Source organism: Parabacteroides sp. HGS0025, assembly GCF_000969845.1.
GTDB classification, from domain to species: Bacteria; Bacteroidota; Bacteroidia; order Bacteroidales; family Tannerellaceae; genus Parabacteroides; species Parabacteroides gordonii.
Window position 1 is genome coordinate 3,323,579 of record NZ_KQ033902.1, and the last position, 16,700, is coordinate 3,340,278.

The window sequence follows — 16,700 nt, forward strand, 5'->3', positions numbered from 1 at the left end:
ACAAACTATATTCCTTTTAAAAGCTTATAAAAATGACAATCTACCTTTCAATTCTGACAGAGACGGAGATGGTCTGTCCGGCCACCTGGTCGGCCGGTTGCATAATCTTCAGATCATAGTCATTGATTCTCACGGATAAAGAGGGCCGTGTATGGGTCGGATCGGCGGCATGGATACGGACATTGCCTGCCCTTTCTTCCACCCTGTAAATACCCGGTGTCTTTATCTCCAATGCCAGGTCAGCGGCCAGGCGGATCGCTCCTTCCTGATAGGCGGTAATATAATAACAGGTATTTATTGCAACGGCCTGCATGGCTTCATCGTTACGAAGTATGCGAATATCCTCCGTACGGAAAGAAGCCGTGCGCCCGGCTGACGAAGCCGGAAGAATAAGATACTGATAAGAGCCCGGAACATCCTTCGGATGACGGATATACAGAGAAACGACCTCCCCTTCCACCGTCTGCGGCGTATAGGAACCCATAAAGTCAGACCAGCTCCCGGAACGTTTTTCGGAGATCGCCACACTGTTTTCCGGCTGCATCAGGATATATCCGGTGCTGTCGTGGAAGAAACGCAAGGCTTTTCCAGTAGAAGTAAACAGGCCGTCCACCGGATTCCAGCGACCGTTGTCAAAGTAAGACAACGCTCCCCGCTTCTTCCGCTGATCGATGGATGTCGTTATGCTTAACGTGCTGTCCGACCGGATACCGGCGCCCAGACACAAAATAAACTCATCCGTCATAACCCACGACTTGCGGGCATCCAGTCCGTCGCGGTTCAAGATCATTGCCGTCATGCCTGTATGGCCATCGGTCACACCGCCGACAAAGGCCGTTTCATTACGGGTATGTGCACCATAACTACGCGGAGAAGGCACCGGGGCATCGCTTTCGTAAGAAGTGACACCCGGTATCTTACGCCAATCCCAGAACGGGAACACATTCAGATATTCATCCCCGTTACGATAGATATACGTAGCCCCGTCGCCCATATAAAACCCTTTCAGATTATCTTCATTGACCAACTCTGTGCCGATCACCCGTTCGGAAGCCATCTTGACCGAAGCCATCCATTTCGGGGCACGATGTATCGTCTGATCCGAATCCCAGAAATGCTTCTGTCCGGCAAAAGCAGTACCTTCCGGCTGTTGCGGTGGGAAATTATCATCCAGCAAAACCTGTATCTTCGCGGCATCAGTTGGGGAACTTCCTTTGCGGAGCGAGTTGGCCGCGTTACCGATGGCAAGCGCCTTATGTATAGGTGCGTTATGGAACAGTTGGCGGTCGAGCGCATTCACATCCATATATCCCCGCCAGATGATCCAGCGGTAACCTTCCGTCAGCAGGTTATTCAGAATAGCTTGTTGTTCGGCACTCAGGGCAAACGAGGTTCCGGCAAACAGCCCCGAATAGAAACTCATTTCCGAGAGATAAGCCAGCCCGTAGTTGCCGAACTGCTGTTGCGGCCCGTGCTGGTGGAAACTCCAATCGCTCTTGATCCCTTCCGGCCGTCCGGTCGTTATTTCAGAAACGATCGTGTCGCGGGCTGCCTTCACCAGCGCGTAATCGTCCAGCAACAGTCCTTTCATCAGTACATTTCCGGCCAGCCATACCTTATTCTGTCCCGTCATGCCGAAGCGGGCGTTATCCATCACCTTCACCGCCTCTTTCAGCTCGTCGGGTGTCATCTGCGTACGAAGCAGGATAAAAGCCGGGCCGAACGTTTTGGGAATGCCGATCTCGTTATACCACCAGTTCTTGCAGACCGGCTTCGTGCGAAACCAATAGCCGAGAGCCTGATGAATAACCGTCGAGAAACGGGGCGACCACGTGCAGGAAGGGCCTTCGGCATGATAGAGTTTCGCCAGTTCCAACACCCGGTCGGCATGCTTCTTGGCATCCCAGCCGGAACGTTTCGTGTCGGCATAATTGATATCCGGCCATGCGCCATCCTCACCGATATTCTCCATATAGGCTTTGATACCGTCTATATTGAATGGATACCGCTGATGCAGCTCCACCACCATCTGATCCGACATTTCCGTTTCGGGCGGAATACCGGCCAGTATGCGGTTCAGCAGATCGGAGTCGTCGTTGGAACTCACCAGCGACTGGATATAGTTTTGCCGGATCTGTTCCAGCTCATCGACAGGTGTTTGCGAAAACGCGCCGGTAGACACCAATAATAAGGCTGATAGTAGCAGTCTATTTATAAGGTATTTCATAAGTATTAAATTTAATGCGGAAGTTTTCCCTCCTTTTACTTCTTCTGCGGATACTTACGGAAGAGACTCCACCACTTCAGTTTCAATACGCCGAACAGGGCTTCGCCGAAGATAGAAGAGTTCATCTTCGAAGTCCCCAGCACACGGTTGATAAAGATGATAGGCACTTCCACCAGTTTGAAACCACACTTATAAGCAGTGAACTTCATCTCGATCTGGAAAGCATATCCTTTGAAATGTATATGGTCGAGGTCGATCGTTTCGAGCACTTCGCGGCGGTAACATTTAAAACCGGCCGTCGTGTCCTGTATCTTCATACCGGTAACCAGGCGGACATAGACGGATGCGTAATACGACATCAGTACACGTCCCAGCGGCCAGTTCACCACATTCACGCCATTGCTGTAACGCGAACCGATAGCCACATCGCCCCCCTGCTCCGTGCAGGCGGCATATAATTTAGGAAGGTCGTTCGGATTATGGCTAAAGTCGGCGTCCATCTCGAATACAAAGTCGTATTTATGTTCGATCGCCCATTTAAAGCCACAGATGTAAGCAGTACCCAATCCCAGCTTACCTTGTCTTTCCACCATAAAAAGACGTTCGGGAAATTCTTTCTGCAAACGCTTCACGATATCCGCCGTACCGTCGGGAGAACCATCATCTATAATCAAAATATGAAACTCTTTTTCCAACCCAAACACCGCACGGATAATATTCTCAACATTCTCTTTCTCGTTGTAAGTAGGAATAATTACAATACTGTCTGACATATACGAATTATTTATGATCAACTATGAAGCACAAAACTACAAACTATTTGTCGATTATGCCCTAATTTTATTGAAATTTACGCTGGCAGGAGATAAATCCTTCCATATTTGACCCTCTTCATCTCTCCCATAGGAATGGTGATTTGTCTGAAACGGTTTTTTGATAAGGGTATGATGCCAATATGATACATTTTCCGTATTTTTGCGTCTACATAATTTTCAATAGTATATATTAATCCATTGGAGGTACAAGAATTACTCAAGATATTTGCCGCCCACCCGCAAATTACTGCACTGGACACCCTTTTGAACGGTAATACGTCAAACAATATATTCCTGAAAGGGTTGAACGGATCGGGCGCTGCAATGACAATCGCTTCTCTTTTTTTAAAAAGAAGGGGAAGCTATGTGTGCATACTTAACGACCAGGAAGAAGCCGGCTACTTTTATCACGACCTGATTCAGTTGACCGGCAGCAGTGATATTTACTTCTTCCCTTCCGCCTATCGCCGGGCAATCAAATACGGACACATCGATCCGGCCAACGAGATCCTGCGTACCGAAGTGCTCAGCGTCCTGCAAGACCCGGAAACACCGTTCGTTATCGTCTCTTATCCCGACGCATTGGCGGAGAAAGTCATATCACGCGAAGATCTGAAGCAGAACACACTCAAGATCAGCGTCGGCGAGAAACTGGATAATATGTTCGTTTCCGACGTATTGGACGAATATGGCTTCGAGCAGGTCGATTATGTGTATGAGCCGGGGCAATATGCCATACGCGGTAGCATCCTCGACGTTTTCTCTTTTTCGTACGAGTTCCCCTACCGCATCGACTTTTTCGGAAGCGAAGTGGAAACGATCCGTACGTTCGATGTGGAGACGCAGCTTTCCAAAGAGAAGATGGACAGCATCTATATCGTACCGGAAATGAATAAGAGCAACCGCAGTAACACAATGTTGCTGAACTCATTGCCCCCGCAAACGACCCTGGCCTGCAAAGACCTGGCCTGGACGAAGGAACGGATCGACAGCCTGTGGAACGAAGAACCGGTGATCGGTGACGAGGAGTCGTTCGCAGATGCCGAAGCGATGCGTGCCAAATTAGTCAGAGGGGACGAATTCCTTCGGACAGCCCTGAATTTCTGCCGGATGCATTTCGGCACACGCCCAACCGGAGTGGCCGATGCGACCCTGACTTTCAGCACGCAGGCACAGCCCATCTATCATAAGAACTTCGAAATGGTGAGCAGCTCTTTCCGAGATTATCTGGAGAAGGGCTATACTTTATATATATTGAGTGACGTCGAGAAGCAGGCCATCCGCATCCGGGCAATCTTCGAAGACCGGGGAGAGAACATCCCTTTTACCTCGGTCAACAAGACGATACATGAAGGCTTCGCGGACGAGACATTACAGATCTGCCTCTTTACCGACCACCAGCTATTCGACCGTTTCCACAAATTCAACCTGAAAAGCGAGAAGGCACGGAGCGGAAAGATCACGCTGTCGCTGAAGGAGCTGAACCAGTTCACGACAGGCGATTATATCGTGCATATCGATCATGGCGTCGGACAGTTCGGCGGCCTGGTACGCACCGAAGTGAACGGAAAGATACAGGAAGCGATCAAGCTGATCTATCAGAACAACGATATTATCTTCGTCAGCATCCACTCGCTGCACAAACTCTCCAAATACAAAGGGAAAGACAGCGGCGAGCCTCCCAAACTGAACAAGCTGGGAACCGGTGCCTGGGAAAAGATGAAGGAAAAAACGAAGAAGAAGGTCAAGGACATCGCCCGCGACCTGATCCTCCTCTATTCGCAGCGCAAACAGGAAAAGGGTTTCTCTTACTCGCCCGACAGCTTTATGCAACACGAACTGGAGGCCAGCTTCATCTACGAAGATACGCCCGACCAGATGAAAGCGACGGCGGATGTAAAGGAGGATATGGAAAATCCGCGCCCGATGGATCGACTGATCTGCGGCGACGTCGGGTTCGGAAAGACCGAAGTAGCCATCCGCGCCGCCTTCAAAGCGGTATCGGATAATAAGCAGGTGGCCGTATTGGTGCCGACTACCGTGCTGGCTTTCCAGCATTTCCAGACTTTCTCCGAGCGTCTGAAAAATTTCCCTTGCCGGATCGATTATATCAGCCGGGCACGGACAACGGCACAGGTCAAGGCAACCCTGAAAGATGTGGCGGACGGGAAAGTAAATATCCTGATCGGCACACACCGTATCGTCAGCAAGGATGTGAAGTTCAAAGACCTGGGATTGCTGGTCATCGACGAAGAGCAGAAGTTCGGCGTATCGGTCAAGGAGAAGCTTCGCCAAATGAAGGTGAATGTGGATACGTTGACCATGACGGCGACACCGATCCCGCGTACGTTGCAGTTCTCGCTGATGGGAGCCCGCGACCTGAGCAGCATCACGACACCGCCACCTAACCGCTATCCGGTACAGACGGAAGTGGAGCGTTTCAACCCCGATATTATCCGCGAGGCGATCAACTTCGAGATGAGCCGTAACGGGCAGGTGTTTTTCATCAATAACCGTGTTCAGAACATCTACGAAATAGAACATCTGGTACGCCGCGAAGTGCCCGACGCCCGCATAGCCGTCGGCCACGGACAGATGGAACCGGACAAGCTGGAGAAAATCATTCTCGACTTCGTTAACTACGAATACGATGTATTGATAGCCACCAGTATCGTGGAAAGCGGTATCGACGTGCCGAATGCCAACACCATCATTATCAACAACGCACAGCAGTTCGGGCTGTCCGACCTGCACCAGTTGCGCGGACGTGTGGGACGAAGCAACCGCAAAGCGTTCTGTTACCTGCTCTCGCCGCCTCTCTCCTCGCTCACGCAGGAAGCACGCCGCCGTTTGCAGGCAATCGAAAACTTCTCCGAGCTGGGAAGCGGCATTCATATCGCCATGCAAGACCTCGACATCCGTGGTGCCGGAAATATGCTGGGTGCCGAACAAAGCGGCTTCATCGCCGACCTCGGCTACGAAACCTACCAGAAGATCCTGGAAGAGGCCGTCGACGAACTGAAGAGTGACGAGTTTGCCGACCTCTACGCCGATGCGGATGACGGCAAGCGGGATTCCGGTAGCGAATATATCCGCGAAACGTATATCGAAAGCGACCTGGAGCTGATGTTCCCTCCTACTTATATCCCCAACGACTCGGAACGTATCACCTTGTACCGCGAACTGGATAAGATGGAAGAGGAACGCGACATCCTGGCCTTTACCGAACGTCTGAAAGACCGTTTCGGTAAGATCCCGAAAGAGGGAAAAGAACTGATCCGTGTCGTCCGCCTCCGCCGCATAGCCAGGAAACTGGGCATGGAGAAACTGGTACTGAAAAAAGGCTTGATGAGTATCTTCCTGGTAGCCAACCAGGACAGCCCGTATTACCAGAGCGAAGCATTCGATAAGTTATTAGCATTCATACAGAAGCATCCCCGCGAATGCATGATCCGGGACGTGAACGGCAAGCGTAGCATCGTGGTAAAGAATGTCAGCACGGTAGAAGCCGCTTGCGCACTGCTTGAAGAAATAGAGAAACAAACCCTATAAACGATATCAGATGAAAAAGACGCTTATTGACTTTTTTGAAAGCTCGGTGAAGCAATTCCCCGACAACCCGTTCTTATGGGAAAAGACGAAAGACAAGTTCGAACCGACTTCTTACACAGAGGTGAAAGAACAGGTTTATACCCTTGGAGCCGGACTGGTTGCCCTCGGGGTAAAGAAGGGTGACAACATGGCTTTACTAAGCGAAGGCCGCAACGCCTGGATCATCGGCGAGCTGGCCATGTTCTATGCCGGAGCCACCAATGTGCCCCTTTCCATTAAGCTGGAAGAGGCCAACGACCTGTTGTTCCGCCTGCTGCATGCCGACGTGAAATACATCATGGTATCGGGCAACCAGCTAAAAAAGATACGGGCGATCATGGATAAACTGCCTCTTATCCGGCAGGTGATTGTTTTTGACGACCAGCCGGAATATAAGGAGAAAGAAATACCTCTTTCCAAAGTGATCGGAATGGGAAAAGAGTACCTTCAGGCACATCCGCTGGATGAATTCCTGGCAATCGGACAGTCGCTGACGAATGACGATTATGCTACCATCACTTATACATCCGGTACGACAGCCGACCCGAAAGGGGTTATCCTGACGCACCGTAATTATACCGCCAATGTCGAACAATCGCTTACCTGTGTGGATATTGACGATACCTGGCGCACATTGGTTATCCTTCCCCTCGACCATTGCTTCGCCCATGTGGTCGGCTTCTATATATTTATGTATAAAGGAGCGTCCGTCGCTACGGTGCAGGTAGGAAAGACAGGTATGGAGACTCTAAAGAATATACCGATAAATATCAAGGAGTTCAAACCTTACCTGATATTGAGTGTTCCGGCTCTGGCCAAGAACTTCAAGAAGAACATCGAGCAAGGAATCCGTGCACAGGGCAACCTGGTAAACCGCTTGTTCCACATGGGGCTGAACGTGGCCTATACTTACAATGGTGACGGCGGCGATGACAAAGGACGCGGATGGCGTTTCCTCCTAAAGCCGGTCGTTGCCCTGTTCGACAGTCTCATCTTCTCGAAAGTACGCGAGAACTTCGGGGGAGAACTGAAGTTCTTTATCGGCGGCGGTGCCTTGCTGGACAAAGATTTGCAGAAGTTCTATTATGCCATCGGCCTGCCGATGTTCCAGGGTTACGGACTGAGTGAAGCGACTCCCGTCATCTCGACCAATGGCCCGCGCCATCACCGGTTCGGAAGTAGCGGCGTACTGGTTCAGCCGCTCGACCTGAAAATATGTGACCTGGATAGAAAAGAATTGCCCGTCGGCGAGAAAGGTGAAATCGTTATCCGTGGAGAGAACGTTATGGCCGGTTACTGGAAAAACCCGACCTCGACAGCCGACACAGTCAAAGACGGTTGGCTTTATACCGGCGACATGGGTTATATGGGTAAAGACGGATTACTGTATGTACTGGGGCGTTTCAAAAGCTTGCTGATCGGTAGCGACGGCGAGAAGTACAGTCCGGAAGGGATTGAAGAGGCTTTGGTTGAACATTCTTCCTGCATCGACCAGCTGTTGCTCTACAATAACCAGAATCCTTACACCGTGGCTCTGGTCGTACCCAACAAAGAACGTTTAAAGAAACATCTGGCGCATCAGCAGCTCGATCTCAATTCCGATAAAGGCAAAGAGGAAGCAATCCGCATTATCCAGGGTCAGATCGACCGTTTCCGCAAAGGGGGCGACCTGGCTGCTATGTTCCCCGACCGCTGGCTACCAACAACATTCGCTGTTCTCCCGGAGCCTTTCACCGAACAGAATGGCCTGGTAAACAGCACCATGAAGATCGTACGCGGCAAAGTGGAAAAGGCTTATGCCGACCGCATAGACCTCCTGTATACGCCGGAAGGCAAGAACCCGGTGAATGCGGTGAATTTGAAGTCGCTGTAAAAGAAACTGTAAGGTAAATAACAAGGGGCTGCTTGCGTAACAAACAGCCCCTTGTTGGCATGATAAACGACCTGGTGAAGATATCTCACAAAACGGTCACGCTTATCCTCTTTCCTAATCCACGGAATATCTTATATAAAGTCGGTAACCGTACATCACACTTTCCGTTCTCAATACGGGAGATATAACTTTTCTTTGTACCGATCCTCGCTGCTAGTTGCTCCTGGGTCAAACCAGCTTTAAGGCGCTCTTCTCTCAAGCGCTCGGCAAGAATGAAAGCTTGTGCATCTTCTTCAAACTGATCTCGTTCGGGAGTTCCGGCAGGGCCCAATTCAACATCTAATAATTCGTCGAATGTATGACACTGCATTATTTGTTCTTGTTTCTCTTCGCTCAAATATTCTTCTTTCATATTCATTTACCTTTCTTTCCTTTAAAATATTCTTTCATAATTCTGGTTGCCAATTCTATTTCTTTCAATGGAGTTTTCTGTGATTTCTTTTGAAAACCATTAAAAAGAACTACAATCCGCCCGTCATCCAGACAACAGAAAATACGATATATATTACTTTCGTATTCAACTCGTATTTCATACAAACCTTTCACACCTTCTACATGTTTAAAAAACCTGACAGGTACATTCTCTTCTTCTTGCAACACCTTTAAAACATACTTTATTTTGTTTCTAACTCCGGCAGATAGAGGGGCATAGAACAATTTAAAGTAATCTTTATACAAAAGAATCTCTCGTCTACTTTTCATAATTACGATTTTAGTATTATCACTCGCAAAGTTAACTAATTAATTAACTTCCCCAAGAATTCACCCTTCATTTTCATCCCTTATGATTAAATATTATTAATAAGGCATACATCCTCCCTCCGAAGAAAAAGACTACCTTTGCCAACTGCATTATCCGAGAAGGAATAACGTTAGTTTCATGGTAAAAAGAATTCGCTTTATATTACTGTTGGTTTTATTGCAGGCAGTGACTGGTATCTCTGTTTTATATGCTCAAAGCATTACTTCTGCATCCGGTATTGTGAAAGATTCAATCACCGGAGAGCCTTTGGCCTTTGTATCCGTCTACTTCGACGGCTCCACAATCGGTGCAATGACCGACGATAACGGGAAGTTTACCCTTCAGAACGATAAGGGGTACAATAAACTGGCCTTCGCATCGCTGGGATACGATACCAAAGTGATCGACCTGAAAACAGGCCAGAAGAACGACGGCCTCGACATAAAGATACGTCCTACGGCTTTCGAGATCTCCGAGGTGGTTGTAAAACCCAAAAGAGAGAAATACACCCGCAAAGACAACCCGGCAGTCGAACTGATCCGGAAGGTGATCGAGCATAAGAACGACAACCGCATCGAAGCAAAAGACGAATACCAGACGGAAGTGTACGAAAAGCTTTCCCTCTCCCTGGACGACTTCAACCCGGACTTCGAGAAGAACAAATTCATGAAGAAGTTCAAATTCATCCGGAACTATCTCGACACCTCCGAGTTCAACGGTAAACCGATCCTGACCCTTTCCGTTCGTGAAACCCTTGCGGATAAGTATTACCGCAAGCAACCGAAAACAGAAAAGACGATCGTCAAAGGTAAACGTATGCAGGGCGTCGACCAGACACTCGACGACGGCGGCGGCATCACCTCCAACCTCGAAGAGATATTCCAGGGAATCAATATCTTCGACAACAATATCAATATCCTGCTGAACCGTTTCGTCAGCCCGCTATCCTCCACCCTGGCTACCAGCTATTATAAGTATTATATTATGGATACGCTGGATATCGGCGGCGATAAATGCGTCGACCTGGCTTTCGTCCCGGTCAACAGTCAGAGTTACGGTTTCACCGGAAGACTGTATATTACGCTGGACGGGAACTATGCCCTAAAGAAATTCCTGCTCAACACGCCGGTCAACATCAACCTCAACTGGGTGGATAAGCTCCGTATCGAACAGGAATTCGAACGGATGCCCGATAGCACCTGGGTGGTCAAGAACGAAAACACTTACGTCAACTTCTACCTGGTGAAAGGAGCGCAACAACTCTATGCACACCAGCTAAGGAATTACGACAAATACAATTTCAATATAGAACAAGCGCAAGCCGACTCCGTTTTCAACCTGTTGGGCTCGCTTCACACCCTGCCTGTTGCGATCGAGCAAACCGATACGTTCTGGGTAAACAACCGCCATGTCCCGCTGAAGGAAAAAGAGAATGCACTGGACGACTTGCTGGCACAGCTCCGGAAAGTCCCGGCCTTCAACGTAATCATCAAAACGGCAGAGATACTCATATCCGGCTACATCCCAACGGCAGGCGACAAGAAATCGACCAAGTTCGACTTCGGGCCGATGAATACGACTATCAGTGGTAACAGCCTGGAAGGTGTCCGCCTGCGTGTCGGCGGTATGACGACAGCCAACCTGAACCCTTACTGGTTCGCCAGCGGCTACCTGGCCTACGGAACGAACGACCGTAAACTGAAATACAACGTCAAACTGACCCATAGCTTCAACAAGAAGCTCTACCACGAAGGAGAAAGCCCGGTCAACAACCTCTCCTTCATCCAGGAATACGACGTATATACTCCGGGACAGGACTTTCTCTTTACCAGCAAAGACAACATCTTCGTTGCCTGGAAAGTGGGCGAACCTGTTACCAAGATGCAGTATATCCGCAAGTCGATGTTCCAGTATGAAAAAGAATGGCTGAACGGCCTTACCTGGCGGTCATGGGTGTACAACCAGAACAACCAGGCGGCGGGAACGCTTAAATACATAGAGAAAGATGCCGACGGTATGCTGATACACAAGAAAAGCATCACCACATCCGAGATCGGTACACAATTCCGTTTTGCCCCGGGCGAACGCTCCTACGACGGCCGTTCCGGTAAAGAGTCGGTATTCAACCTGTCGAAAGACGCTCCTATCTTCAAGCTCTCGCACCAGCTAGGCCTGAAAGTGTTAGGGGGCGAATACACCTACAACCATACGGAAGTCAGTGCCGAGAAACGTATCTGGTTATCTTCCTTCGGGCATATCGATACACAGCTGAAAGCCGGGAAAGTATGGAACAAGGTTCCTTTCCCCCTGCTGATATTGCCGAACACCAACCAGTCCATCACCATTCAGCCGGAGGCATTCCATATGATGAATGCGTTGGAATTCGTTACCGACCAGTACGTTTCATTCAATGCCACCTATTATATGAAAGGATGGATACTGAACCGTATCCCGGGCATTAAGTGGCTGCGTCTCCGCGAAGTGATCTCTTTCAACGGTATCTATGGCGGACTGACAGACAAGAACAATCCGACAATGACACCCGGCCTGTTCGTCTTGCCCGACGGGACACGTCCCCTGGGTAACACGCCTTATATGGAAGCCAGCGTCGGCCTGGAGAATATCTTCAAGATCCTGCGCATCGACTATTACCGCCGTCTGACTTACCTGAACGAACCGAATATAAAGAAAGGCGGCGTACGTATTGCTTTACGCTTCTCCTTCTAAGCTATTGAGATTTGAATATGATAAAAGATACAAATTCCCCTTTGAACCATGCTCCGAATGCGTGGGCATTGATACCGCTATTGGTATTCCTCCTCACCTACCTGGTTGTTTCGATATTGGCGGGTGATTTCTACAAGATGCCTATTACGGTTGCTTTCGTTATCTCGTCGGTGGTTGCCATCGCCATATCCAAGGGAGGAAAACTATCCAACCGCATCGAACAGTTCTGCCGTGGAGCAGCCAACACCAATATCATGCTGATGGTGCTTATCTTCATCCTGGCAGGCGCTTTCGCCCAAACGGCCAAGTCGATGGGTGCGGTAGATGCAACCGTCAACCTGGCGATGTCGATCCTGCCCGGCAACCTGCTGGCGGCCGGTATCTTCCTGGCGGCTTGTTTTATCTCCATTTCGGTGGGGACTTCGGTGGGGACGATCGTTGCACTGGCTCCCGTGGCGGTGGGTATTGCGGCCAAGACAGGGATGCCCGATGCTCTGATGCTCGGCGTAGTTGTCAGCGGGGCGATGTTCGGCGATAACCTGTCGTTTATTTCGGATACAACCATTGTTGCCACCCGTACACAGGGATGCAATATGAACGATAAGTTTAAGGTGAACATCCGCATTGCCCTTCCGATAGCGATTCTCACAGGAATAATATATGTATTGGTTGGTAGCGGTATAGACAGCGACTACACTCCCGGAACGATCGAATGGGTCAAGGTGATACCTTATATCGTGGTGCTCGTAACGGCTATCTTCGGTGTGAACGTGATGCTGGTATTGTTTATCGGCATTCTGCTGTCGGGTGTCGTAGGACTGCTGACAGGCGGTTTCGACGTATGGGGATGGACAGCTTCGATGGGGCTCGGTATCACGAACATGGGCGAACTGATCATCGTCACCCTGCTGGCCGGCGGTATGCTGGAAATGATCCGCTACAACGGCGGTATCGACTGGATCATCGGGAAGCTGACTTCACATATCCGTTCCTCAAAAGGGGCCGAACTGAGTATTGCCGCCCTGGTGAGCTTTGCCAACCTCTGCACGGCAAACAATACGATCGCCCTGATCATGGCAGGCCCGATCGCCAAAGACATCGCCGACCGTTTCCATGTAGACCCGCGCCGCAGTGCCAGCCTGCTCGATATCTTCTCCTGTTTCGTGCAGGGCATTATCCCTTATGGCGCACAACTGCTGATGGCTGCCGGACTGGGTGGCGTCTCCCCTATCGAGATCATGCAGTATCTGTACTATCCTTACCTGTTAGGACTCGGCGCTTTGCTGGCTATCGCTTTCGGGTATCCGGGAAAGTTTGCAAAGAAAGGTTTCACATCTGCCAAGATATAAAAACATTCACCTATGAAAATATTTTAGCCAATCCGTATTCTATATCCATTGAAATGAATACCTTTGCCTACATAACTCAAGAATCAAAACATATTAATTATGAAAGACAAAGGAGAAATTATTATTTATCAATCAGATGCCACCTTGCAACTGGAAGTGAGAATGGAAGGTGAAACTGTCTGGCTTTCCTTAAATCAGATAGCCGAATTATTTGAAAGAGACAAATCTGTTATTTCAAGGCACATTAAAAATGTATTTGAGGAGAAAGAACTCTGTAGAGAGTCAGTTGTTGCAAAAATTGCAACAACTGGTTCGGATAATAAAATTTATCAAGTAGATTATTATAATCTTGACGTCATTATCTCTGTCGGTTATCGGGTTAAATCACAGCGTGGAACACAATTTCGTATCTGGGCTAACCAGATACTGAAAGAGTATCTGCTGAAAGGCTATACAATCAATCAGCGAATAGAAGTTATTGAACAGAGAATGAATTCCAAATTCTCTGAATACGATGAAAAGTTCGACTTCTTCATCAAAACATCCCTGCCGCCGGTAGAAGGTATTTTCTATGATGGGCAACTATTCGATGCCTACAAATTTGCCGCTGACCTGGTGCGAACGGCTACAAAGTCTCTTATCCTGATCGATAATTATATAGACGATACCGTCTTGACGCTTTTTACCAAACGCATTCCCGAAGTGAGTGTTACGATTTATACCGCACAAATATCCAAACAGTTATCTTTGGATTTACAGCGTCATAACTCACAATACGAACCAATTGACATCCGCCAGTTCAGTCAATCACATGATCGTTTCCTGATCATAGATGAGAAAGATATTTATCATCTCGGCGCTTCATTGAAAGACTTAGGTAAGAAATGGTTCGCCTTTTCCAAAATACATTTGGAGATAAAAGAGGTGATAAGTCGGTTATAAGAAGAAGTGAGTTTTTAATGAGGCAGAGCCTCATTAAAGACAATGACATTCTAATGTACATTAAAGTAGACTGCCTGCTTATCGCTTATTAGGATGTCTATTTAACGCGAATTAGGGTGTCTACTTAGTATATAGTAGACACCCTAATCTGTGATTGTCCGCGTGTTCCGCGTTATCCTTGTTTATGATCTTACTTCAAACCTCTGTTCTTCAGCAACGGTTCGGTGTTAGGTTCTTTGCCACGGAAATTCTTGTACATATCCATTGCATCGTCGATACCGCCCGGAGTCAGGACATAAGTACGGAACTTGGCAGCCACTTCGGGGTTGAAGATGTCGCCGCTTTCCTTGAATGCTTGGTAAGCATCGGAGTCGAGCACTTCGGCCCAGATATAACTGTAATAACCGGCTGTGTAACCGCCGCCCATCGTATGGTTGAAATACGTAGTGCGGTAACGCGGCGGGATCTGTTTCAACAGGCCACGGTCACCCAATACGGTTTCTTCAAACTTCATCACGTCTGCACCGTCATGAACTTCCTTCAATACGTGGAAATCCATATCCAGCAGGGAAGCAGCCAGATATTCGGTCGTAGCAAAGCCCTGACCGTACTTGCCGCTCTTATCCAGTTTCTCGATCAGTTCGGCCGGGATCACTTCGCCTGTCTGGTAATGTTTGGCGTAAACCTTCAACACTTCCGGTTCAAATACCCAATGTTCCATGATCTGTGAAGGCAACTCAACGAAGTCGCGGGGAACACCCGATACACCATAATAATGTACATCCTTAAACAGGTTGTGCAGGCCATGTCCAAACTCATGGAACAATGTACCGGCTTCGTCGGCACTCAACAAGGCAGGTTGACCCGGAGACGGCTGCGAGAAGTTGCAAACGATCGTTACGACAGGAGCCTGGCGCTTGCCATCCTGATAAGTCTGCGAACGGTAAGTACCGCACCAGGCACCACCTTTTTTGCTGGCACGCGGGAAGTAGTCCATATACAACACGCCTAGATGTGTGCCGTCCTTGTCTTTACATTCGAATGCTTCTGCATCGGGATATGGCAGAGGGATATCCTTTATCGGGGTAAAAGTGATGCCGTACAGCTTGTTGGCAACATAGAAAGCACCGTCGCGCACGTTCTCTAGTTTCAGATACGGGCGCACCTGGTTCTCGTCGAGGTCGAATTTGGTTTTCTTTGCTTTCTCGAAATAGTAACGCCAATCCCAGCCTTCAGCCTGGAAGTTGCCGCCTTCTTTCCTGATCTCGGCGTTGATGTCGGCCAGTTCGGCTTTTGCCTTGCCGATAGCGGGTGTCCAGATTTCATCCAGCAGGGCATACACCTTATCGGATGTCTTTGCCATACGGTCTTCCAGGACGAAGGAAGCGTAATCGTCGTAACCCATCAGTTTGGCTTTTTCCAGACGAAGGGAGATCAGTTTGCGTACTACTTCTTTATTGTCGGCATCGTTGCCGTTATTGCCACGGTTGATATAACCGTTGAATATCTTTTCACGCAAAGCGCGGTTGTCGGCATATTGCAGGAAAGGCATTACGCTCGGATTGTGCAGGGTGAAGACCCATTTGCCTTCCATTCCGGCGGCGCGGGCAGCTGCTTCGGCATTCAGCACCAGGCTTTCGGGCAAACCTGCCAGGTCGGCCTTATTGTCGATCACCAGCTTGAAAGCGTTGGTTTCCTTCAGCATATTCTGTCCGAAGGTGAGTTGGAGCATGGATATCTCGCTGTTCAGTTCACGCAGGCGAGCCTGTTTTTCGGCATCGAGGTTGGCACCGCCACGTACAAAATCCTTGTAGGTTTCTTCCAGCAACTTCTTCTGTTCCTTGTCGAGGTTCATCGACTCCTGGTTGTCGTATACGGCCTTTACGCGTTTGAACAGTTCCGCGTTCAGACGGATATCGTCGCTGTTCTTCGACAGCAGCGGAGAGAGCTCGCGACTCAATGCCTGCATATCATCGTTGGTATTGGCACTGTTCTGGCCATAGAAAACAGGGCTTATCCGGCGCAGCAGCTTTCCGCTCTGGTCGAGTGCCACGATCGTATTTTCGAAATCGGGTGCAGCCTTCTGGTTAACAATAGCTTCAATGTCTTTCTGTTGCTCGGCTATCCCTGCTTTAAAGGCAGGCATATAATCCTCTAATGTGATCTTGTCGAAAGGAGGAACACCAAACGGGGTCGTGAACTCTGTCAGGAAAATATCCCCGGGAGCTGTGGTTTCAGACTTTTTCCCCGGCGAACTACAAGCACTAAGTGCAACGGCTATACCGGCTGCCATAATCATTTTCTTCATGTTGTTCTGTTTAAGTATTTTATTAACGCAAAGATATAAAAAAAGAGAAGCCTTCCAAAATACAGG

Annotated in this window: 10 protein-coding genes; 5 read left to right on the forward strand and 5 right to left on the reverse strand. The window is 48.9% G+C overall.

Annotated elements, in window-relative coordinates:
• Positions 1–40: 40 nt before the first annotated feature.
• Together HMPREF1212_RS13175 and HMPREF1212_RS13180 are read right to left on the reverse strand one after the other, a co-directional pair.
• Complete coding sequence (locus HMPREF1212_RS13175; RefSeq protein WP_046149663.1) at positions 41–2,227, reverse strand: polysaccharide lyase 8 family protein; 2,187 nt, start codon at positions 2,225–2,227, stop codon at positions 41–43.
• A gap of 35 nt (positions 2,228–2,262) precedes the next feature.
• Complete coding sequence (locus tag HMPREF1212_RS13180; RefSeq protein WP_028726675.1) at positions 2,263–3,000, reverse strand: polyprenol monophosphomannose synthase; 738 nt, start codon at positions 2,998–3,000, stop codon at positions 2,263–2,265.
• A gap of 240 nt (positions 3,001–3,240) precedes the next feature.
• Here HMPREF1212_RS13180 and mfd point away from each other — a divergent pair, with 240 nt between their 5' ends.
• The gene (gene mfd, locus HMPREF1212_RS13185) at positions 3,241–6,594 is read left to right on the forward strand and encodes a transcription-repair coupling factor (protein WP_046149664.1); all 3,354 of its coding nucleotides are present in this window, start codon (positions 3,241–3,243) and stop codon (positions 6,592–6,594) included.
• A gap of 10 nt (positions 6,595–6,604) precedes the next feature.
• Positions 6,605–8,506 (forward strand): AMP-dependent synthetase/ligase, encoded by a 1,902-nt coding sequence (locus tag HMPREF1212_RS13190; RefSeq protein WP_046149665.1) that lies wholly within the window; start codon positions 6,605–6,607, stop codon positions 8,504–8,506.
• An 85-nt stretch (positions 8,507–8,591) separates the two neighbouring features.
• Here the strand turns inward: HMPREF1212_RS13190 and HMPREF1212_RS13195 are convergent, their stop codons facing one another.
• Positions 8,592–8,918 (reverse strand): helix-turn-helix domain-containing protein, encoded by a 327-nt coding sequence (locus HMPREF1212_RS13195; protein WP_181988973.1) that lies wholly within the window; start codon positions 8,916–8,918, stop codon positions 8,592–8,594.
• Positions 8,919–8,920: 2 nt separating this feature from the next.
• Positions 8,921–9,268, reverse strand: a complete 348-nt coding sequence (locus HMPREF1212_RS13200; RefSeq protein WP_044191589.1) for a type II toxin-antitoxin system RelE/ParE family toxin — start codon at positions 9,266–9,268, stop codon at positions 8,921–8,923.
• Positions 9,269–9,446: 178 nt separating this feature from the next.
• Here HMPREF1212_RS13200 and HMPREF1212_RS13205 point away from each other — a divergent pair, with 178 nt between their 5' ends.
• The 3 genes from HMPREF1212_RS13205 to HMPREF1212_RS13215 all read left to right on the forward strand — a co-directional run bounded on the left by HMPREF1212_RS13205 (position 9,447) and on the right by HMPREF1212_RS13215 (position 14,326).
• Positions 9,447–12,035, forward strand: a complete 2,589-nt coding sequence (locus tag HMPREF1212_RS13205) for a DUF5686 and carboxypeptidase-like regulatory domain-containing protein (RefSeq protein WP_046149666.1) — start codon at positions 9,447–9,449, stop codon at positions 12,033–12,035.
• Between the two features lie 17 nt (positions 12,036–12,052).
• Positions 12,053–13,384, forward strand: coding sequence for a Na+/H+ antiporter NhaC family protein (locus tag HMPREF1212_RS13210; protein WP_046149667.1), 1,332 nt, complete (start codon positions 12,053–12,055; stop codon positions 13,382–13,384).
• Positions 13,385–13,483: 99 nt separating this feature from the next.
• The gene (locus HMPREF1212_RS13215; protein ID WP_046149668.1) at positions 13,484–14,326 is read left to right on the forward strand and encodes a virulence RhuM family protein; all 843 of its coding nucleotides are present in this window, start codon (positions 13,484–13,486) and stop codon (positions 14,324–14,326) included.
• A 190-nt stretch (positions 14,327–14,516) separates the two neighbouring features.
• Here the strand turns inward: HMPREF1212_RS13215 and HMPREF1212_RS13220 are convergent, their stop codons facing one another.
• A complete protein-coding gene (locus HMPREF1212_RS13220) occupies positions 14,517–16,634 on the reverse strand; it encodes a M3 family metallopeptidase (RefSeq protein WP_028726693.1) in 2,118 nt (705 codons plus the stop codon).
• Positions 16,635–16,700: the final 66 nt, after the last annotated feature.